This window comes from Psychrobacter immobilis (assembly GCF_904846175.1).
In the GTDB taxonomy this organism is placed as follows: Bacteria; Pseudomonadota; Gammaproteobacteria; order Pseudomonadales; family Moraxellaceae; genus Psychrobacter; species Psychrobacter immobilis_E.
In genome coordinates this window covers 1-21,139 of the sequence record NZ_CAJGZM010000017.1, presented here as the reverse complement: position 1 = coordinate 21,139, position 21,139 = coordinate 1, and the positions used below count along the sequence as shown (strand labels likewise).

Here is a 21,139-nt window from a genome sequence, read left to right as displayed (position 1 = left end):
GGGTAAGATGTGTATAGTGTTTCATAACGTTCTGATATGTAGGAGTTGAAGTTTGAAATGCAACACGGCACATCTTACTCTTCAACTCATTCTTTTAAAACGTTGCACTTCTTATTTGAATCTAGGTCCTAAAAAAGGTTTTGTTTATAAATAAACAAAACCTTTTATTTTAATATTAAATCATTCATTTATTAACGATTAAATGCGCTGCGTTTAAAACTTTAAACGACCGCCTTTTTCTTCTGCACGCTTAAAGGCATCGCGCTCTTCACAGCGTTTAAGCCAATTTAAAATATTGGCATATTTACTACTATCTAAACCGGCACCAGCATTGGCACCGACAACGGCAAGATGCATTTGAATATCAGCAGCACTAAATTCGGCGCCTGCAAACCAATGATTGTCTTGTAGATGCTGCTCCATCATGGCCAATATGGCATCTAGACTATTGCTAATCATGCTTTTTTCGACTTGATTGCGAATGCTTTTGCTCACAGGTTTAATAAGCATCGGCGACTGCTCAACCACTTTGGTAAATACCAAACGCATGACCAATGGCGGCATCACTGACGCTTCAGCGAAATGCAGCCAAAACGTGTACGCTTCCCACGCCGCTTCATTGTCATCGGCCGGCTTAAATTTTTTCTCATTATCATAATGCTTAAGCAAATACTCAATGATAAATCCTGACTCAATGAGCACACGGTCATTTACTTCCAACATTGGCGCATGACCGAGCGGATGTATTTGTTTTAAACTGTCAGGTGCGCGGTAGGCTTTATTGCGCTCATAGCAAGTCAGTTGATAATCGACGCCAAGTTCTTCTAGTAACCATAAAATACGAAACGAGCGTGAGTTTGCTAAATGATGAAGGTGTAACATAGGCCGTCCTAATTATTAAAGCTATTAAAATCATTAAAGTTATCGGATGAATAAGTAATACCATTTATACTTGCTACCACGGATTGTATTAATAAACTTTATTAAGCGTGGCAGCACTGCTGTCGATAATAACGCAATTGAAGCCTCTTTAACACAGAAACTATGTAGAGTAATAGCAAAGAATCATGCTTACCCAGTTAAAATCAACCTACCTAACCAGCAAGTATTATTTAGTGTGCAACGCTTAAATTTTATGCTTTATTCTATCCATCTTTTTTTGATAACGACGCATCTTACGGAAACGGTGCGCTGTTAGTACCCCGTCTATGCGGCGGTTTATCAAGCGGCGGCGCGGAGGAAAGCCGCCCACTTGTGGCTCGCGGTAGCCATGCAAATGATTGTCACGGCGACGACGAAGATAACCCAGTACACTATCACCAATCATGATAAATAACGCCAAAGTAATCATGCCGTACATAAATAACGAGCCGCCTTCATCGAGGCTTTGGTTTAAAACCGTGATAGATAAGACAAACAATAGCATCGGCTCTACATAACTTAGGGCACCAAATAATGACACTGGCAGCTTACTACTGGCAACCATAGTCAGCGACATCGCCAGTGCACTAAAAGCACCAAGTAGCGGCAATAAATACCAAAATTTTATGTTTTCTGCCGCTACGCTAAATCCACCACTGCTATATAGCATGATAAGCACTACTGGCGTCAGCAAAGTTAAATCTGATAGCAAACCAGTAATCGGCGGTACGGCAAGCTTACGCCGCAGCAGATAATAAGGCGGATAACCCAAACATACAAATAACGTCACCCACGATACCGTCCCATATTGGAAAATATCATAGCCAATTCCCAGTGCCGCAAATAATGCTGCGGCCCACTGTAGCGCGCTCATATGCTCATGATAAAAAAAGCGCCCCAGTATTATCATTACTAGCGGCAATAAAAAATAACCCAAGGTGACATCAAGACCAAAACCATTGACCGGTCCCCACATGAACAGCCAAATCTGCCCGCCCAAAATCGGTGTTGGTAAGATAAAAATAAGCCATTCTTTCGGGGTTTTTAAGGTTTTTAGATAATCAAAAACGTGTTGCCATTGCTTAGTAAAACTGACCAATATCAGCAAGCTCAATAACATCATCAGCACGCGCCATGACGCCACCTGTGTGCCCGTTAAAGGCAACATGAATAGCCCAAACAAGAACATCAGTGAAAATAAAAAGCTGGATGATACTGCTGCTAAAGTTCCTTGAAAAGTTTGATTGGTCGTAAGCATAACAACGGCCTTAAAAATAGCGCTTGGTGGGTATTATTTATAATTTATAACCATTTTATAAAGGTTAGAAGCTAAAACTTGGAGGTTAAAAGCTAAAAATTAGACTTTTATAATAGACAGCACTCAAAAAAAAGCCTCCAACGATATCGTCAGAGGCTTTTTCTAGAGCAGCATTGCTAACTAAACTAAAAAGCTAACAACTGAGATAGTTACTCGTTATCGTCTGTGTTTTCATCTGCTGCATCATTCGATGTTTCGTCATCTAGCGTATGATCATTAGCAATATCGATAACATCATTGATATCGGTCGTCCCGCTGTTGCCAGTTTCGGCATCGATATCGATTTGCTCTTTACCCTCTACTGCAAACGTACCATCTTCTCTCATGGCATCGATCAACTCATCGTCGCCTTCTTCGTGCTCAACACGCGCCATAGCAACCAGCTTCTCATCTTTTGATAGACGAATCAGCGTCACTCCTTGCGTATTACGACCAGAGCTAGCGACATGCTCAACTGGGGTACGCACTAATGTACCTTTGTCTGAGATTAAGATAATGTCGTCTGTAGAGTCAACCTTGGTAGCACGAACCAGCGCACCATTACGCTCACTGGTTTTGATAGCAATCACACCGCCACCACCACGATTTTGCGTATTGAATTCATCGATAAAAGTACGTTTACCAAAGCCATTTTCACAAGCAATCAGAATCTCATGTACGTCATCTTCGATAACCACCAATGATTTAATAAACTCATCAGCCGCCAAACGCATACCACGAACGCCTTTTGCAGTACGACCCATCGCGCGCGCATCATTTTCATCAAAACGAATCGCTTTACCGCTTGAAGCAAATAACATCACTTCTTGGCTACCGTCGGTGATACGAGCACTGACCAATTTATCGCCTTCTTCTAGACCAACGGCAATCAAACCGTTAGAGCGAATGTTAGCAAACTGCTTAAGCTCGACACGCTTCACCGTACCATTGGCAGTTGCGAAGAATACAAAAGGCGGCTCTGCTTGCGTGCTGTCGTCTAAATCATTATCTTCTGATAAGCTGTCATTGCCATCTACTAAGGCATCTGTTAATGAAGTCTCACCTTTTACTGAAAGCTCTTCTACGATTTTTGGAATAGGCAAAATAGTTGTAACGGTTTCATCAGGATTTAGACCAATTAAATTCACTAATGGACGACCACGCGCGCCGCGACTGGCAATTGGCACTTCAAAACCGCGTAAGCTAAACACACGACCCGTATCGGTGAAGCACAGTACCGTCGAGTGCGTAGACGTTACCACTAAATGATCAATCACATCATCTTCTTTCATCGCCGTTGCAGACTTACCTTTACCACCACGTTTTTGCGCGACATAATCGTCAATCGGCTGAGTTTTAGCATAGCCAGTACGCGAAACCGTCATCACAACCGTTTGCTCCGGAATCAAATCTTCACGGCTAAAGTCCGTACGTGAATCAACAATATCGGTACGGCGTTCATCACCGAAGTTATCACGAATCTCAATCATCTCATTAGAGATAATGGTCATTAATTTATCAAAATCACCAAGAATAGACTCTAAATTAGCGATTTCACGTAATAGATCCTGATATTCTTCCGTCAGCTTGTCTTGCTCAAGACCCGTTAGACGATGCAATTGCATGTCCAAAATCGCATTGACCTGCTCAAGTGATAAGCGATAACGCTCCTCGCCTGCGACACTGTCTTTAATTAAGCCAAACGGTGCTTTTGGATCTTCGCCTTCGATATAGTCAGGTCGTACTGACTGGCTACCAGCAGCTTCTAGCATGGCGACGACACTACCTGAGCCCCATGTATTATCGAGTAAGTTTTCACGAGCCATAGCGCGACTAGCAGACGCTTTAATGGCCGTAATAATCTCGTCGATATTAGCCAACGCAACGGTCAAGCCTTCAAGTAAATGACCACGAACGCGCGCTTTATTAAGCTCATATATCGTACGGCGCGTAACGACTTCTTGACGATGGCGGACAAAGGCAGCAATCAACTGACGTAAAGTTAGTAGCTTAGGCTGACCATTATCAAGCGCGACCATATTGATACTAAAGCTAGACTCAAGTGGCGTTTGTAGAAACAAGTTATTAACAATAACTTCAGCCGTTTCACCGCGACGCAAGTCAATAGCGATACGCATACCGTCTTTATCAGACTCATCACGTATTTCACTAATACCTTCAATTTTTTTATCACGTACCAATTCAGCAATACGCTCAATCATCTTAGCTTTATTAGATTGATAAGGTACTTCAGTGAAGACAATGCGCTCACGATCACGGTTGACGCCAGTGTCAGTCATTGGCTCAATATGATAGCGACCGCGAATATGTAAACGACCTTTACCAGTACGATAGGCATCTTGGATGCCAGCGCGACCGTAGATGATACCGCCAGTAGGAAAATCAGGACCTGAAATATACGACATCAACTCTTCGGCAGATATTTGCGGATTTTCAGCATAAGCCAAACAGGCATTAATCACTTCAGTTAGGTTGTGCGGCGCCATATTGGTCGCCATACCAACGGCAATACCCGTTGCACCGTTGATTAGTAGGTTTGGAACACGTGCTGGCATGACGCTAGGCATACGCTCAGAGCCATCATAGTTGTCTTCCCAATCGACCGTATCTTTATCTAAATCAGCGAGCATTTGGTGGGTCAGCTTGGTCATACGCACTTCGGTATAACGCATCGCTGCCGGTGGATCATCATCAATCGAGCCAAAGTTACCTTGACCATCAACCATCGGATAACGCAAGCTAAAATCCTGTGCCATCCGCACAATCGCATCATATACCGCACTATCGCCATGGGGATGGTACTTACCAATGACATCACCGACCACACGTGCCGACTTCTTATAAGGCTTGTTGTAGTCATTAGACAAGACGTGCATAGCGTACATCACACGGCGATGTACAGGCTTGAACCCATCGCGCACATCAGGCAGCGCACGCGATACAATGACGCTCATCGCATAATCCAAATAGGATTGTTTTAATTCTTCGACGATGCCAATAGGACTGACCGACTCGCTCATATACACTCCCTCACTGGTTCCATTCCCTAAAATTTACGCGATTGCTATCATTAATAATGCACAGAGTCATACAAAAATACAGCGACATAAACGCGTCGCTACTATCAATATATAAACCATAAAAAAGCACTGTTAAGCGTGCGAAACAAAGGAGAAATGGCGATAGTTTTAATAATAATTAAAAGAAGCTATTTTAGCACAAATTTGTTAATTTAGGGGGTTCTAGATGCCATTAAAATCAAGCAAAACAGCTCATTAGCGTTGATTTTTGGATATAGCAATAAGGATAAAAAAGACTTTAACAACAGAGCATTGTCTTTGCTGTTTCTAAAGGCTGTTTCATAAAAAAACCGCATCCGAGGGATACAGTTCTTTTTGCGAGTGAGATTAAAACTACTTATATGCTTAGTTAGAAAGCATTTTAAACAGGTTTAAATTCCTGATTAAAGAATTCGCGGGTTGCCTCAGTACAGGCTGGACTGACCAAACCGCCATGATAATTGGTATAAAACGCCAATAGCGACGCTACACCGCCCTGTGGGGCTGCATCATCCTTAATTTTCTTAACGCTATTACTAAAATTGGTCTGCACGCTGTCTTTAACAGCGACCGCATCCCATTTATTCATTGACGCCTGCCCAATCATGACAAAGTCCTGCTTATTTGGGCGCTCTGCTTTGTTGTCTTTATCCACATCTAAAACCGTGATATTAAGTTTCTTAGCAGGATTCTGGGCTACTTCTGCTTGTAGCAGTTTTACCATCGAACCAGTATTGGTATCGAAATAAACGGTCGGATCTTGGTTGCCACCACAAATAAACGTCGGCATAGTAGGCACATATCCACGTAAGTCATTATCTTTTAATGCTTTACGCAGGTTATTTTGCGGATTGGCAGCCGGTAAATTATTACCATTGGCTAACGTTAAACCATCAGGATTTTTTTGCGCATCAGCCACGTAAGCCGCACGGAAATCCGTTTTAATTAGATAGTCGGTCTCATCGTAGCCACCCAAAATAGAAAACAGCTTACCTTGTGATAAACCTGCCAGCCTTGGATCGCTAGGATTTTTTTGGAATAAAGCATTATTAGGCAGTTTTCCTGCTTGGACCAACTCACCAAATGAGGTATTACTAGGCAGCTGCGCGTCCGCATACTTATCTAAGAAAATATCTGATTTTTTGTTATAAATATTGCCATATTTTGCCTGTAAGCCAATACCAAGCAAGGGTGCAAAGCGCGATGCACCAATATTGACATTACCCATAAAGATTTCATCACCAAAAGCCGCCAACGCATAAGGGCCCGATGATGGCGCAATCGCTGTTACTGATTTCTTTTTTGACTCTAATAATCTAGCGGTTGCCATAGTGACATAGCCACCTTGCGAGTAACCCGCAATAAACAGCTTACCCGAATCATCAATTTTGCTGTAGTTGGCATCATTGGCGCGCTTTTTTCGTTCGATAATAATGCGCGCGCTATCTAAGGCATCGACCATGTCGGTTGACTGCTGCTGAGCGACCAAATAAGGATGGTAATCAAGTTTTGAGGTATCATAGCCCGCATAGTTGGGTGCCACGACAATGTAACCTTGTGCGGCAAAGTTTGCGGCAATTAAGTTTGCTTCCCCCACCGCAGGATTTTTAATATTACCCACTTGGGCAAAGTCATAGCCTTTATCAGTCGTCGTACCATGCGCGTACAATAACACCGGACGAGCACCTTGGCATTCAGCAGCGTCGCCAGTAGGTAGCATCAATGCAGCCGTGGCATTGGTATCTTCATCGGCGGCACCTTTGGTATCATAGCTGACTTTTTCTATGGTAACGCCGCACTTAGCCACAGGCGTTGCGGTACTTCCAAGACCAAAACTGCTATTTACATCGTTGACAGTAAAAGTTTTTATAAATTCAGCGTTGGCAGAAGACGACGGTGATTCAACGAAACGCTCATTATCATCACCACAACCGACAAGCAATAAGCTACTGGCAATGGCAATGGCGATGGCGAGCGATAATAGACCACGCTTCATGGAGGGTTTGTTTATAATGGATGAATTGGGTAAGACCATGATTGCTATCCTTAGCATTAATAAAACAAAAAATTGCCTAAAATCCTTGGCAATAGATAAGTGGAACCTAGGTTATACTTTTTAATAGAGGTTTTTTAACAGATATCTTTCAAACAATATTCTTAACATGGACTTTTTAAGTCAGATGGCTTAGTAAGAATCAGTGCTTAAACCTTACTATTTATACGCTAAAAGCTCACTAAAATCCAATAAAGAAGACATAAAAAACCATGTCAAATATTCTACAGCAACCACTTTTACGCGCAAAAAACCGTCCTAGCTTAGCGCTTCCCTTTATTATAGGATAGGCAAGAACAGCTCCCTCAATAAAATACAATCAAACATAGTCTATTAATGATTTAACCTTCTAATAACATCACTCTTTACTATAGCTAAGCTTTTATCACCATCATTGGTCGAAATAATAGCCATTATGATAACCAAAACCAGACCAAACAGAGCGCATTATGAATCAGGAAATTAGCCAAGCAACCAGCCAGCCAGTGAACCAAGCAATCACACCATCAATAAACCAACCCGATACGCGCACAGACCGCAGCTTTGATGAGATTGCGAATCACTTTGAAAAAAAGGTTTACGGTGGCTTAAAGGGTAACATTCGTCTGGCAGTACTGCGCCGTGATATTTTTGCATATTGCACAAAGATGAGCCAAACGCTTGGGCGACCGTTACGTATCCTAGATGTGGGCGCAGGGCTGGCGCAAATTGCGATTGAGCTCGCCACTCAAGGGCATACGCTGGTGATCAATGATATCTCAGCCAATATGTTAGAAAAAGCCCAAGCGAGCGCCGCACAAAACGGTGAAAACAATCAAAACCATCAAAATAATGAAAAACTGGCTATTACTTGGCATGTATGCCCGTATCAAGAGCTTGAAGAAAAGTTAGCAAGTGACACAGAGAAATTTGATTTGATTATGTGTCATGCGCTGCTCGAATGGTTGGCAGAACCGGCCGCTGTGATGGATTTTTTTGATAATCACTTGACCGAAAATGGCGCGCTCTCGCTGTGCTTTTATAATCCGGCGAGTTTTGATTATCGCAATCTTATTATGGGCAACTTTAACTTGTTGGATAATACTGAATATAAAGCGGACAATAAAAAAAGTCTCACACCCAATCATCCAGTCGCGAAGGAAGAGGTCGAGTCTTGGTTAGAGTCTCATCATTATCAGACGATACTTGCCAGTGGATTACGCGTATTTCATGATTATTCGCCGTTGAAACGGGGTGGTCATAATGATCCTGAAGCAGTCATACGCATGGAGCTGCGCTATTCACAATTAGAGCCGTATAAATGGCTTGGACGTTATTTACATATACTGGCCACTCGCCAAGCTTAAGAATAACAACTATCTAATTTCTTCCACGCGCTCAAACCTATCATACTCTGACCATGTGGTGGCATTGATGTCTTTTTCATCAAACACCACCACATGCTCTAGGATAGGTAAGATACCAATTTGTGAACCAATTTCATGGTTATGATGGCTGGCAACTAACGACAATACGGTTTGACCGTCAGCCAGTTGCAAGCGATAGAGATAGTTTGCCCCGCGAAATACGCGTCCGACTACTAAAGCGGTCTGCGTACTCTCATCGTCATGAATGATATCGTCAGGACGTACTAATACCTTAATCGGTGTACCATTAGGATAGTCGTACTCGCAATACTGCGGCTGCCCTGACTCATCATAGACTTCCATGCGTCGATAAATATCGCCAAGCGCAGTTTCGACATGACCTTCTTTGATGATACCGTCTATCATTGCCCCTTCGCCGACAAACTCAGCGACAAACGGACTAACCGGCTCATGATATAGCTCACTTGGCGTCGCCCATTGAACCAACTTACCTTTATCCATCACCCCGACTTTATCAGCTAAAGCAAAGGCTTCGTTTTGATCATGAGTGACCAAAATAGCAGTAGTATTGGTGCGTTTAAGGATATCACGGACGTTCATCGCCAGTGATTCACGTAGCACCACATCTAAGTTAGAAAACGGTTCATCAAGTAGCAAAAGTTTGGGTTTTGGTGCTAATGCGCGTGCCAACGCTACCCGCTGCTGTTGTCCACCCGATAGTTCGCTAGGACGCTTATCCGCGTGTTCAGATAATTCGACAAGCTCTAGCATCTCTTTAACTCGAGCTTTTTTGTCAGCAGCCGACCATTTATTAAGGCCGAAAGCGATGTTTTTTGCCACGCTCAAATGTCCAAATAAAGCATAATCCTGAAACACCATGCCCATACCGCGCTTGGCTGGCGCGACTGCAAAGGTAGTACGTGCTGTCTGCTCCGTTAAACGCTGATTATTTAAGCGAATCTTGCCACCACGGCTCTGCTCTAAGCCTGCAATTGCTCTCAATGCGGTGGTTTTACCGCAGCCGCTATAGCCTAAAAAGCAACCGATTTCACCTTGTTGCAAATCAAGCGATAAGCCATTAACGATTATCGTATCATCATAACCAACGATTAAATCTTGAACGCTAAAATAAGCATCATCAGCGCTAGTGTTCTTACTAAATGCATTAATAGCATGGTTATCTAGCAAGCTGCTTTGTTCTGCTGTTTCTTGATTTAGAATGCTTTGATTTGAAACGCCTTGATGTAAGGTATTTAGAGGCAAGCTTTTATCAGCTTGAAGCTGTGCTATCTGAGCTTTGGTTAATAACGTGACGGGTGTTTTTTTTACATACTCCGGTCTTGGCTTGCCGCCAACCCTGACAGATTTAGGCGCTGCTGGATTGGTTGAATCGTTCATCAAGTCAGTATACATAGACAGTACCAGTAAGCTATTAGTGAATAAAACCCATCATTAGCGCGGTTTTAAATATGGCTCTTTTGTTAATGTTGTTCTTTAATGAGAGACGCGCTTAACCTTGCTTATCGCTTTGACGCAGCAATATCCAAACAGGAATAAGACCGACCAACACAATCAACAGACTTGGCAATGCGGCGCGTCCCCACATGCCTTCACTGGTCATCTCAAACACCCGTACCGCCAACGTATCCCAGCCTTGCCGCCGCGTCATTAAAGTAATCGGCATCTCTTTCATGACTTCGACAAAGCCCATTAATAACCCAGTCAATACCCCTGGGCTCAATACAGGCAACATCACTTGCCGCCAGCGCTGATATGGGCTATCACTGAGTAATTTAGCAGCCGCTTCTTGATTGACCGTTAAGCGCTGTAGCTGACGATCGACCGGCTGGAAGCTCACCGTCATAAAGCGCGTCGATAAGGCTAGCAGCATCACAATAACACTACCAGATAAAAATTGCGTTGAGGTAATACCAAAAGCTATCAGCTGATTATCAAGCCACGCAATCGGAATAAATATCCCAACTGCCAATACCGTACCCGGCACCACATAACCCAAATTGGCTAAGGTACTCATCAGCTTAGTCGATTTATCCGGATATTGACGCTTAACCCACGCAATAATAATCGCCAAAAAAGCGATAAATATGGTGGTCATGCTCGCAATCATAAGACTATTAGTGACAAAATCAATATAACGCGCATCAAAATCTTGCTGGAAATTTAAGGCAGTCCAATAGAGCAGCTGCAAAAAAGGAATCAAAAACGCCACTAAAAATACCAATGTACAAAGTAACGCCATGCCCCACCTAGCAGGCTGACTGGCTTCGAAACGTTGGCTGCTACCTTGAGCTACTGTACTACCGCGCTTTGCTTGCCAATACTGCTCAAACAAGACAACGATAAAGACCACGCCGATTAATAGCGCGGCCAACTGCGCGGCGGTGGTTAAACTAAAGAAGCCAAACCAGGCTTTATAAATTGCCGTCGTAAAAGTATCGACGTTAAATACCGACACTGCGCCAAAATCTGCAAGCGTCTCCATGCTGGCAAGTAGCAAACCACCAATGACCCACGGTAGCGCCTGTGGTAACGCCAGCCGAAAAAACACCCTACTACGACTTAAGCCAAGCATCTGCCCCGCTTCAATCGCGCGCCTGCCTTGTGATAAAAACGCTTGGCGTGCCAGCAAATAAACATAGGGATAAAATGCCAATGACAAGACCAAACCTGCGCCCCAGACATTACGCACCGATGGGATAGCGGTGGTAAAACCAAACTCTCTTAAAGCCGTTTGCAGTGGTCCACTAAAGTCAACAATACCGACGGTAACAAATGCTAAGACATAAGCTGGCATCGCTAGTGGCAACATCAGCGCCCACGCAAAAAACCGCTGTCCAGGGAAGCGGTACATACTGGTCACCCAAGCAAGTGCGGTACCGATAACGCCAGAAATCAGCGTCACCATCATCAATAAGATGACAGTATTTTCTAACACTTGCGGCAACACATATTGGCGCATATGCGTCCAAATATCAGCGACCGGCTGCGTCCATGATAATAGTACGATTAAAATCGGTACGAGCATAAACAACGAAATCAGTCCTAAGACTGATTTTGAGATAATACGTTTGCGGACGACATGGTCTTGACTGATAGACGGGCTATTGTTGTCGTTATTAGCTTCATTGACAGTATTGTCTTGCTTAACAGACGCTTCTGGCATTGTTATCATAAGTTGTTACCATGTCTTACGCATAATGACGCTATTAGATGCTAGATGACTAAACATCTAATAGCTAAAAACCAACCGCTCATCTACTTGCAGCCTGTTATTTATAACCCGCTTTATCCATCATTTGAATGGCTTGGGTTTGTAGCTCACCAAACTTCTGTACGCTGATACTGTCTTGTTTAAACGGACCCCAAGATCTGAGTAACTCTGACTCATCGATACCTACTTTTACAGGATACTCTTTATCAGAACTGGCATAAAGACCTTGCGCCTCATCAGAAGATAACCACTCCATCAATTTAAGCGCGCCATCTGGATTGTCTGAGTTAGCGATAACCCCAGCGCCAGAGATGTTTACATGAGTACCAGTGCTGTCTTGGTTTGCCCAAAATATCTTCACTGGGAAGTTTGGTTTTTCATCAAGCAGGCGACCATAATAATAGCTGTTAGCGATACCTACTTCACACTGACCAGCGGCAATCGCCTCTAACATGCTGGTATCATCACTAAAGACGTCTGTTGCTAAGTTAGCTACCCAACCACGAATGATTTGTTCTGTCTTTTCTTCGCCCAGATTTTCCATCATGCTTGCAACCAATGATTGGTTATAAACGGCTTTTGATGAACGCAGACAAAGCTTGCCTTTCCATTTTGGATCGGCTAAATCAGCATAGGTTGATAGCTGGGCAGCATCAACTTTACTTGGATCATAAAAGATAGTACGGGCACGTAATGACAGACCTGTCCACTGACCTTTTGGATCACGATATTTAGCAGGAACGTTAGTTTCTAAGATAGTAGAAGACACAGGTTGTAGTAAGCCTTGCTCTGCTGCTTGCCATAAGTTACCCGCGTCAACGGTTAACAGCATATCAGCGGGGGTGTTTTTACCTTCCGCTTGAAGGCGCGCCATCAATGGACCGGTTTTATCAGTGACCAGCTCAATTTTAACGCCTGTTTTTTCAGTATATTTATCTAATAACGGCTTAATCAACTGCTCATTACGTGATGAGTAAATAGTAACGGTTTGCCCACCTTCCGCCGTTGCACCATCATTTGCAGCCACTTCTTGCGCCGTGCCAGATTGCTCAGCCCCAGTCGTTGTAGCTTCAGCATCCACGCTTTCTTCTGGCGTCGATGAATTACTACAGCCCGCAAGACCCAACATCATGCCAAATACAGCAACGGGTAAAGTAAGCTTAGTAGAAGATAGATTTGCACTGATAGCAGATAATGACATGGCATTCCCCATAATGGTGCTACGGATAAGTGAGATAAAAGAACATTAAAGTTATTAATAAATGATTGAATAGCGGGATTAATAAGACATTAATGTCTGAGACACAATATACTAATCGAAATGAGATTAATTATCAATACATTTATCTTGCCCTGCTATACCAGTAATATGTCCTTAATTTTTAAAATAATATGAGTGTCATATTCATCTGTCTGAGCTTAATTCTGACCTTCTAGCAGCCACTGTCCCAAAATGACATTAACCGCCGCTTCGGTGCGCAATATACGCGCACCGATATTGACCGCCGTGCAACCTTGCTCGGCAAGTAAGTCAATCTCATAATCAATCCAGCCGCCTTCAGCACCGATAAATACCATGCTCGGCAGTGCTGAGTTATGAGGTGATTCAAGATTTTCTAGTTGCTGTTGCACATATTGCGCAAATGATAGCGCACTATAAGGATGAGCAACGATGCCACGATTGGTCATTAAGCTTGCAAGCTTATCTTCAACAAAAGGTTTAAAGCGTTTTTGCAGACTGATGCGCGGCGCAACCGTATCCACGCCTTGTTGCAGTCCTTCTAACACAAACTCGTTAAGGCGAGCCAACATCGGGCTTTGCCAATAGCTTTTTTGCGTGCGGTAACTGTTGATAAGGATAATATCGTTGACGCCAAGCGCGGTCATATCCATGATTAGACGGCGTAAAACTTTTGGCCGTGGCAATGCCAGCACTACTGTAAGATTAAGCTTAGGTGGCGGATTACTGGTGAGATATACATTCCCTAGCTGAATACTGTCGGGCGCGATATCTTCAATGATGGCGCTACCGAGCTTGCCGCCAAGTTGGCCAATTTTTAACGTATCGTCTACTTTGGCATTCAGTACTTTATTCACATGGGCAATTTGCGCCAAATCATTGATGTGCGCAGTATCATGTTGAAAGTTAGCTGCTGGCAATAATATACAGTTCATAGCATCACTTATAACAGCTCTTGATTTAGGTCTTGATTCAGTTCTAGATTGAAAGATGGTTTTGCGTATTGCTGAATCACATCTTCAATCATTGATAACTGACGATTCAATACCGCTTGCTGCTGCTGTGTCATTTCTGTACCCGCTTGCCCTGCCTGTTTTGCCAATGCTAAATGACTGAGCCAAAACTCCAGCTGCTGATAAATAAGACTATCGTCATCGCTAGATGGCAGATTACTGTCAATTTTTTGTGGCTGAGATAGCTGCCCATCCGTACCAATAGCGCTATAAAATGCATTGTTTGGTTGATATAACGCCCCGACGCTAGCGAGCTTATCAACCACGCTTTGGCAAGATTGCGTATAACTACCCATCAATACCGGCGTTGCTACGCTTGCAGGCTCAACGGGATTATGCCCGCCAACATCCACTAATGAGCCGCCTACCAATGCCACATCGGCAAGCGCATACCACTTCATCAACTCACCCATACTATCAGCCAGATAAACTTGGGTATTTGCACCTATTGCAGCAGAATCACTACGTCGCGCCATTGCCAATCCTGACGTTTCAATCAGTTCTGCGACCTCATCGAAGCGTTCTGGGTGTCTTGGCACGATAATCAGCAAGGTATCCGCTAACAAAGGGTTAGACAGAATTTTCTGCTGCCATGATAATACTCTATCTTCTTCGCCGCTATGCGTGCTTGCTGCCACCCAAATCGGGCGACCTGCTATGCCTAAATCTTCGACATCATTAGCTATTTCAACTTTTTTGGCATCATTACTATTGAGCTTAGGCGTATTAATCACCCATTTCAGCGAGCCTGCCACGCGTATTTGCGCACTATGAGCGCCCAATTGCCGAAAGCGTTTTGCCGATTCATTATCCTGCGCAATAATCAAACTCAGGTTTTTCATCATACTGGCACTAACGGCGCCAATTTTTTGATAACTTTTAAAAGAAGCAGCAGATAACCGACCATTGACCAAGATACTCGGGATATGATGCTCGGACAATTTAGTTAAGATATTCGCCCAAAGCTCTGTTTCTACAAACAATGCCGCAACCGGTTGCACATGCGCTAAAAACCTCTCAATCACCGCAGGACTGTCGACAGGAACGTAGCTATGACTCAAACGACCTTGAGCAATATCATCAGTAAAACGACTGGCACCACGCGCAAACCCTGTCTGCGTGGTATTGGTCAACCATATCTGATAGCCTTTTGCTAATAGCGCGTCGAGCAAAGGCGCGACAGTATTGGTCTCCCCTAAAGACACCGCATGGCACCAGATGACTTTTTTGCCATTGCCATATTTGCCATTCTCGTCAGCTTTTGCAGCAGATATATAATCCGCCGTATTAGACTTCATATTTGTATCCAGCATGGGCGGCGCGGGATAGCGCTTACCAAAACGCTGCTCCACCTCTTGCTGATAATTATCACGTTTATGCGAGCGACGCCATACCTGCAGGCGGTATAACGGTTTTAGCAAACCAATCGTCATCTGATAATAAACAGGTGGCTTATAAACGGCTCGGCTTTGCAGTGGCTGAGTCGATTTATCAAAAGAAGGTAAAGAGTTATCAGAAGATGGCATGAAGCAGACCAGATTAGTAATGGATCAGACGATAGGAAATGGGGCTATAAAATGGTAATAAAAATGACGGTAAAAAACGCGCCAATTCTACATGAATTTAATGCTAAACAATAGTTTTTAAGCAGTCGTTGTTAGAAACGAGAATTTAAAACCAGAATTTAGAATAAACGGTTAGACAATAATTAATATTAATATAGCGATAACAATAATTACTACAAATAATAGCTGATAACGTTTTAAGCTATGCTGCTCTTGCTTTTGTGTGCTAATTAACGTTTGTGCTTGCTGCCACTGACTGACCAAGCTTGCCGCTTCTATGTGCCCGTTTTCGGCCGCTTGTTCAAGCCAATATTTTCCATTATTCATATCTTGTGGCACGCCAAACCCTTGATAGTACAGCTTACTTAATAGACGCTGAGCACGACTGTCATTTTTGCTAGCTGCTTGCTTAACCCATTCAACCCCTGATTCCATAGCAGCCAGTTTATCAGCGTATATCCCTTCACCAAGTAGCTCATACATAGACAAACGTAGCATAGCCGTACTGTTACCTACATCGGCAGCGTCTTGCAATTTTGCTAGGGCTTGCTGCTTTGCTGCCAAATGCTTTTCTGAAAATATAACTTGCGCGCGCGGTTTCTTTTGTTTAGCGATATGCTGCTCAAATTGATCCAAGACTTTGCAGGCTTGCTCATATTCTGTCTTGCCAGCGGTTTGCGGCACCTCTATTTCATCAAGCTCTATGAGCAATTGGGTAAAAAGCTCTGGGGTTGGCGATCCTTCTACTGCTGGTTTTATAGTTGGTTTTACTGCTACTTCTTTTAATGTTGCTTGTGAAGGTTCTACTGGCGCAGTTTCTGTTGAAGGGACTTCTAATGGAACAGTTAATGAAGCCGTTGATGAATTAGCTTTTGCTAATAGCGCCTCTGTTTGAGAGATTTCAGATGTTGTTTGAAGCTCATTATAAGAAGAAGTATTATTAACAGCATCACTATTTGTCTGAATACTTTGGCTGCTATGTTGCGCCGCTAATGTTTCAACTCCTTGCTTAGTGGCAGACTCCATAGCCGTAGATGCCGGTAATCCATGGTTATCAATGGTGTTTGGCAGTCTTGCACTAACCGCTTGATATAGTCCGCTTGCCACTTGATCACCTTGCACCGCTTGAAACGGTCGATCAATATGACCAAACAGACGCAACCCTATCGGCTCTAACGCGAAAAAGAGCGATGCAGTCGCATTAGGCTTATCAGTAGCTTCAATGTCGTCACGATAAACCACTGCCATATGTTGATAAAAGTCAGCAGTCAGCAGTGGCAATGCAGGATAACGCTTCCGTAGCTCGAAATCACCAAACCAATGCGGCGCATATTGCCATTGCTGTGCCAATACGCGCCCTGTATAAAACGCCAAAAACACCATAAAATTACGATAACGCTCATCTATTAATAGCGCCGTCTCATTCCACGTGCCCAACTTTATCATGTCACGGCGTATCTGCGACAGCAAGGTGTCTATACGCTGTAAACTTACCAACGATTCATCGAGTTTACATTGATGCAATTCAGCTTCATAAGCCATGCCGCCGGCGACAGGACGGCCAGCCAAGAAATCTTGCCAATAGCCTGCTGCGATATAATCAAGGGGCGTTAAGTGCGATGCAGACATAAGGCAAGCCTATCCTTTAAAAATCGAGCGTTTTAAAAACCAACATTTCAAATAATAATGTTTCAAATAATAATAAAAGTGATTATATAAATGAGATGATAATAAAAATAAGTAGTTTACCTTAACCTAAAATTAAAAGCGCTACAATAAAGGACTAAATAAGCGCACCACATTATCAAACAAGCGCTCTGCCCCGTGGCGCTCTTGCCATTCTTCTAAGCTTAAAAAACGACAGCTTTGCAAGTAAACCTCTTGACAATCAGCAACCTGAGCGACCATCTGTGGCGTATAAATCGCTAAGCTGACCTCCATATTTAAATAAAAACTGCGCATATCAATATTTACCGTACCAAACAAACAATAATCATCGTCAATGACCACCGTCTTAGCGTGTAGCAGCCCACCTTTAAATAAAGCAATGGTCACCCCTGCTTCGAGTAGTTCTTGGTAATAAGCTTGGGAGGCGTGCTGCACCAAAAACGAATCCACTTTTTCGGGGACAATAATCGTTACCTCAACCCCGCGTTTGGCTGCGGTAGTCAGCGCTCCTGATAAAGCTTCATCAGGAACAAAATACGGCGTGGTAATGCGAATACGTTTATTGGCGCGATGAATCACAGTCACCAACGTATTATAAATCACATGCGCCGTCACTTGCGGTGCTGAAGGTATCAGCTGTGCCAGCACATCCTCGACGACTGGCATACGCGGTATCACAATCGATGTCGAGCCAATCTCGGGAGATTCATCAGTGTCGCTAAGCTCATCCAACACTTTGACGCGGCTATTGATATCATTGATGGTCGGGTGCATGACATAGAGCTTACGGGTATAGGTATTCACGCGATGATTGAGTGCATCTAGATTGTTTTTATTTTCCGCCCCAATATCGGTGACCACCACTTTCGCCATCGCCGTGGCAATATTCATCGGCTCTTGGCTGGTGCTGCGTATTGCCACATCAATCCATTGACCCACATTTTTATTTTGTTTAAAAAACTTTGGGTCAACCAAGTTAAAGCTACCGATATAGCCTATATGTTCGTCAATGACGATGATTTTACGGTGATTACGCAAATCTGAGCGCTTAAATAGAGTCTTAAATAAACCCACCGGCAGCGACTGATGCACAAAAACCCCAGCTTCTTCTAACATACGGTGTTGCTTGCTATTAAAAAAGCTAAAACTCCCCACACTATCTGCCAAAATATGACACTCTACACCGCGCTGCACCGCTGCCATCAACGCGTCCATGACTTCGAGTATCTGACCTTTTGGATAAATAATATAAAACTCCATCAGGATAATGCGCTGGGCGGTATTAATATCTTCTATTAACCGACCAAAGATAGCACTCGGTGTGGTCAACAATTGCATTTGATGGTCGGGAAATACCCCAAACCCTGTCCAGCGCGTGCCTATTTTACTGACCCCGCGATAATTATCAGGCAGCAGCTCTTGTCCTTCATCAAAAACCATTTGCTCACGCTTAGCCATATCATTCATCAGTAGCCGCGCCTGATTCATGCGCGCACGATAACGCCGCCCAATCATTGGCTCACCTAGGAGTATGTAAGCGATAAAACCAACCACAGGCAAAGTATAGAGCACAGCAACCCAAGCAATCGATACCCCGATGTTGCGCTGTACCGAGACGATACGCAGTGTCATGACTATCATAAGAATCACGTGCAATATCAGACCCAATCCCGCAAAGTCTCCTAACGACCATGTCGTAAAGTAGTCTTCAATAGAAAAGCTCTGTATATTAAAATTATCTATGCTCGCCTCCATGAACCTATATCACTCAAATCATTCATCTGTTTATTAGTTTATTAGTTATTAGCCCACTGTCTTATTAAGTAGACGCTTTGTTAGTTAGCTAGATGCAAAAAGCATTATCAGTATAGTAGCTTTTAGCTAGCACGCAATAGCCAACTATGTAGTGGCTACATCGTCTAATAATTACCCTACTTACTGCTTAACTTGACCGTTAATGAAGACTATTAACCAGTATCTGATAAAATATATGAAATAATATTTGACAGCCATGTGTAAATGTATATAATACACACCCACAGAGCGAGGCTTTAGTTAGTTCTCTTCTGTTGAAAGTTATTCAAAGGGTGACAACTTTGAATGTTAAAACTTTCAGGAATTCTTTTTTAAGAGACTTCCATTAAGAACCTAAAAACGGTTCTCAGGGTGATTAGCTCAGTTGGTAGAGCGTCTGCCTTACACGCAGAATGTCGGCGGTTCGAATCCGTCATCACCCACCACTATTTAGTATAGCATTACGCTTAAGTAGTAAGCTAAGTGGCTAAATAAACTAAAACGACCTCAGCAGCGGTAGTTCAGTTGGTTAGAATACCGGCCTGTCACGCCGGGGGTCGCGGGTTCGAGTCCCGTCCGCTGCGCCATATTTAAAACTTAGTTTTAATTATATTATTAAGTACAAAGTTTCAACCTCAAGTATTCATTTACTTGAGGTTTTTTTGTGCTTGTTAATTTTTATAAGCTATTAGCTGCTACTTAGAAATTATCATTTTACCTAGAAAAAATTTTCACTAAAATCCCGTACGGAACAAAGTACCGACCACAACGAATGCCACTGAAAATAGCGTCACCAAAATAATATTAATGGCAAACCCATTCAAGTTGTTGGCAGATAAGCGTGGTATTACCCAAAAACGTGCATGCATAGCGACCATAGCCGTCAGCAATAATAATATCAGCTTCATACCAATCAATACGCTAATGTCATTATCAAAGGCAAACCACATACCCACATTGGGTAATATTCTACGTGCCATCCATAGACCAGTAATGATTTGAATGGCCAATGCTGGCATACCGATTTTTTCAAACTGTCCCTCAAATTGTAACAATGCGTCTAAATTACGTGAAGATAGCACTTTTGGCAGCACCACTAGTGCTAGTATTAAATGACCACCTGTCCAAATTGCTGCGCCAAGTAGGTGCAGGATTAGTAGATAGTTGAACATAAAATATCACTCCAAATAATTAATTATGACCGTTTGAAACATTAAGGTATTTAATTATGAAACGTACCAATCAGTTGCAACCACTGTCACGCCAGCATCATCTTGGGCTTAATCTGTCTCGCCATGCGAAAGAAAGCTTGGATGAACCCGAAGAAACTGCCAAACATTGGCACAATCTTACCTCCTATATTAACGACATGCAGTATCACTTCGAAATTGAAGACAACTTAATCGCTAATGCCTTAGAGCCGTACCGCGCTACTCAACCGGATGTGGCGTCAGTACTCGAAACCCTTGATGGACAGCATAAGCAATTACATCAACTGATGAATACGGTCGAACAATCACAAAAATCTGGCACTAAAGATGTCACAGTGGCACAAGTTCATGAGCTTGGCAGCCTATTATACGACCATATTCGATTTGAAGAGCGAGAGTTATACCCTACGGTAGAAAAATATCTGACGGAAGCAGAATTAGATGCTGTTTATGAAGCCAGCCCTGATAGCATTAAGCGCCCTGATGAGAGCCGTTAGAGTGAATATTATCTAAGTACTGTATATATAAAAGTACCCCATAAGCTATATTAACTTATGGGGTACAATAAAAGTACCTAGATTCAAATAAGAAGTGCAACGTTTTAAAAGAATGAGTTGAAGAGTAAGATGTGCCGTGTTGCATTTCAAACTTCAACTCCTACATATCAGAACGTTATGAAACACTATACACATCTTACC

General features: G+C 43.1%; 14 protein-coding genes and 2 tRNA genes. 4 read left to right on the top strand and 12 right to left on the bottom strand.

Features of this window, described 5'->3' with window-relative positions; all coding sequences use genetic code 11:
• Window positions 1-213 precede the first annotated feature (213 nt).
• From JMW39_RS12935 to JMW39_RS12920, 4 genes are all read right to left on the bottom strand, one after another.
• A complete protein-coding gene (locus JMW39_RS12935; protein WP_201547186.1) occupies window positions 214-882 on the bottom strand; it encodes a glutathione S-transferase in 669 nt (222 codons plus the stop codon).
• A 244-nt stretch (window positions 883-1,126) separates the two neighbouring features.
• The gene (gene rarD / locus JMW39_RS12930) at window positions 1,127-2,179 is read right to left on the bottom strand and encodes an EamA family transporter RarD (RefSeq protein ID WP_201547185.1); all 1,053 of its coding nucleotides are present in this window, start codon (window positions 2,177-2,179) and stop codon (window positions 1,127-1,129) included.
• A 209-nt stretch (window positions 2,180-2,388) separates the two neighbouring features.
• A complete protein-coding gene (gyrA, locus tag JMW39_RS12925; protein WP_201547183.1) occupies window positions 2,389-5,259 on the bottom strand; it encodes a DNA gyrase subunit A in 2,871 nt (956 codons plus the stop codon).
• Between the two features lie 421 nt (window positions 5,260-5,680).
• Window positions 5,681-7,333, bottom strand: coding sequence for an alpha/beta hydrolase family protein (locus JMW39_RS12920; protein WP_201547181.1), 1,653 nt, complete (start codon window positions 7,331-7,333; stop codon window positions 5,681-5,683).
• A 467-nt stretch (window positions 7,334-7,800) separates the two neighbouring features.
• Between JMW39_RS12920 and JMW39_RS12915 the strand changes: the two genes are divergently transcribed.
• Window positions 7,801-8,697, top strand: a complete 897-nt coding sequence (locus tag JMW39_RS12915) for a methyltransferase domain-containing protein (RefSeq protein WP_201547179.1) — start codon at window positions 7,801-7,803, stop codon at window positions 8,695-8,697.
• Window positions 8,698-8,706: 9 nt separating this feature from the next.
• Here JMW39_RS12915 and JMW39_RS12910 read toward each other — a convergent pair whose 3' ends face one another.
• From JMW39_RS12910 to JMW39_RS12880, 7 genes are all read right to left on the bottom strand, one after another.
• Window positions 8,707-10,131, bottom strand: a complete 1,425-nt coding sequence (locus JMW39_RS12910) for an ABC transporter ATP-binding protein (protein ID WP_201547177.1) — start codon at window positions 10,129-10,131, stop codon at window positions 8,707-8,709.
• A 97-nt stretch (window positions 10,132-10,228) separates the two neighbouring features.
• Window positions 10,229-11,911, bottom strand: coding sequence for an ABC transporter permease (locus JMW39_RS12905; RefSeq protein ID WP_201547175.1), 1,683 nt, complete (start codon window positions 11,909-11,911; stop codon window positions 10,229-10,231).
• Between the two features lie 97 nt (window positions 11,912-12,008).
• On the bottom strand, window positions 12,009-13,151 hold the full coding sequence (locus tag JMW39_RS12900; RefSeq protein ID WP_201547173.1) for a Fe(3+) ABC transporter substrate-binding protein: 1,143 nt from the start codon (window positions 13,149-13,151) through the stop codon (window positions 12,009-12,011).
• A gap of 218 nt (window positions 13,152-13,369) precedes the next feature.
• Window positions 13,370-14,125: a 16S rRNA (uracil(1498)-N(3))-methyltransferase gene (locus tag JMW39_RS12895; RefSeq protein ID WP_201547171.1), complete on the bottom strand. Its 756-nt coding sequence runs from the start codon at window positions 14,123-14,125 to the stop codon at window positions 13,370-13,372.
• 8 nt (window positions 14,126-14,133) lie between these two features.
• Window positions 14,134-15,729, bottom strand: a complete 1,596-nt coding sequence (locus tag JMW39_RS12890; protein ID WP_201547169.1) for a 3-deoxy-D-manno-octulosonic acid transferase — start codon at window positions 15,727-15,729, stop codon at window positions 14,134-14,136.
• A 171-nt stretch (window positions 15,730-15,900) separates the two neighbouring features.
• Complete coding sequence (locus JMW39_RS12885) at window positions 15,901-17,397, bottom strand: tetratricopeptide repeat protein (RefSeq protein ID WP_201547167.1); 1,497 nt, start codon at window positions 17,395-17,397, stop codon at window positions 15,901-15,903.
• A 141-nt stretch (window positions 17,398-17,538) separates the two neighbouring features.
• Window positions 17,539-19,191, bottom strand: coding sequence for a cardiolipin synthase (locus JMW39_RS12880; RefSeq protein ID WP_201547165.1), 1,653 nt, complete (start codon window positions 19,189-19,191; stop codon window positions 17,539-17,541).
• Window positions 19,192-19,600: 409 nt separating this feature from the next.
• Here JMW39_RS12880 and JMW39_RS12875 point away from each other — a divergent pair.
• A tRNA-Val gene (locus JMW39_RS12875) sits at window positions 19,601-19,676 on the top strand.
• Window positions 19,677-19,740: 64 nt separating this feature from the next.
• Window positions 19,741-19,817, top strand: a tRNA-Asp gene (locus tag JMW39_RS12870).
• 147 nt (window positions 19,818-19,964) lie between these two features.
• On the opposite strand, the gene JMW39_RS12865 is transcribed toward JMW39_RS12870, so the two are convergent.
• Window positions 19,965-20,402 (bottom strand): CopD family protein, encoded by a 438-nt coding sequence (locus tag JMW39_RS12865; protein WP_201547163.1) that lies wholly within the window; start codon window positions 20,400-20,402, stop codon window positions 19,965-19,967.
• 56 nt (window positions 20,403-20,458) lie between these two features.
• Here JMW39_RS12865 and JMW39_RS12860 point away from each other — a divergent pair, with 56 nt between their 5' ends.
• Window positions 20,459-20,938 (top strand): hemerythrin domain-containing protein, encoded by a 480-nt coding sequence (locus JMW39_RS12860; RefSeq protein WP_201547161.1) that lies wholly within the window; start codon window positions 20,459-20,461, stop codon window positions 20,936-20,938.
• The last annotated feature ends 201 nt before the right edge of the window (window positions 20,939-21,139 follow it).

Bases quoted from the DNA above. Each gene is read 5' to 3' on its own strand.
- JMW39_RS12935 (WP_201547186.1), bottom strand. From the start codon at position 882: ATGTTACACCTTCATCATTTAGCAAACTCACGCTCGTTTCGTATTTTA.
- rarD (WP_201547185.1), bottom strand. From the start codon at position 2,179: ATGCTTACGACCAATCAAACTTTTCAAGGAACTTTAGCAGCAGTATCA.
- gyrA (WP_201547183.1), bottom strand. From the start codon at position 5,259: ATGAGCGAGTCGGTCAGTCCTATTGGCATCGTCGAAGAATTAAAACAA.
- JMW39_RS12920 (WP_201547181.1), bottom strand. From the start codon at position 7,333: ATGGTCTTACCCAATTCATCCATTATAAACAAACCCTCCATGAAGCGT.
- JMW39_RS12915 (WP_201547179.1), top strand. From the start codon at position 7,801: ATGAATCAGGAAATTAGCCAAGCAACCAGCCAGCCAGTGAACCAAGCA.
- JMW39_RS12910 (WP_201547177.1), bottom strand. From the start codon at position 10,131: ATGTATACTGACTTGATGAACGATTCAACCAATCCAGCAGCGCCTAAA.
- JMW39_RS12905 (WP_201547175.1), bottom strand. From the start codon at position 11,911: ATGATAACAATGCCAGAAGCGTCTGTTAAGCAAGACAATACTGTCAAT.
- JMW39_RS12900 (WP_201547173.1), bottom strand. From the start codon at position 13,151: ATGTCATTATCTGCTATCAGTGCAAATCTATCTTCTACTAAGCTTACT.
- JMW39_RS12895 (WP_201547171.1), bottom strand. From the start codon at position 14,125: ATGAACTGTATATTATTGCCAGCAGCTAACTTTCAACATGATACTGCG.
- JMW39_RS12890 (WP_201547169.1), bottom strand. From the start codon at position 15,729: ATGCCATCTTCTGATAACTCTTTACCTTCTTTTGATAAATCGACTCAG.
- JMW39_RS12885 (WP_201547167.1), bottom strand. From the start codon at position 17,397: ATGTCTGCATCGCACTTAACGCCCCTTGATTATATCGCAGCAGGCTAT.
- JMW39_RS12880 (WP_201547165.1), bottom strand. From the start codon at position 19,191: ATGGAGGCGAGCATAGATAATTTTAATATACAGAGCTTTTCTATTGAA.
- JMW39_RS12865 (WP_201547163.1), bottom strand. From the start codon at position 20,402: ATGTTCAACTATCTACTAATCCTGCACCTACTTGGCGCAGCAATTTGG.
- JMW39_RS12860 (WP_201547161.1), top strand. From the start codon at position 20,459: ATGAAACGTACCAATCAGTTGCAACCACTGTCACGCCAGCATCATCTT.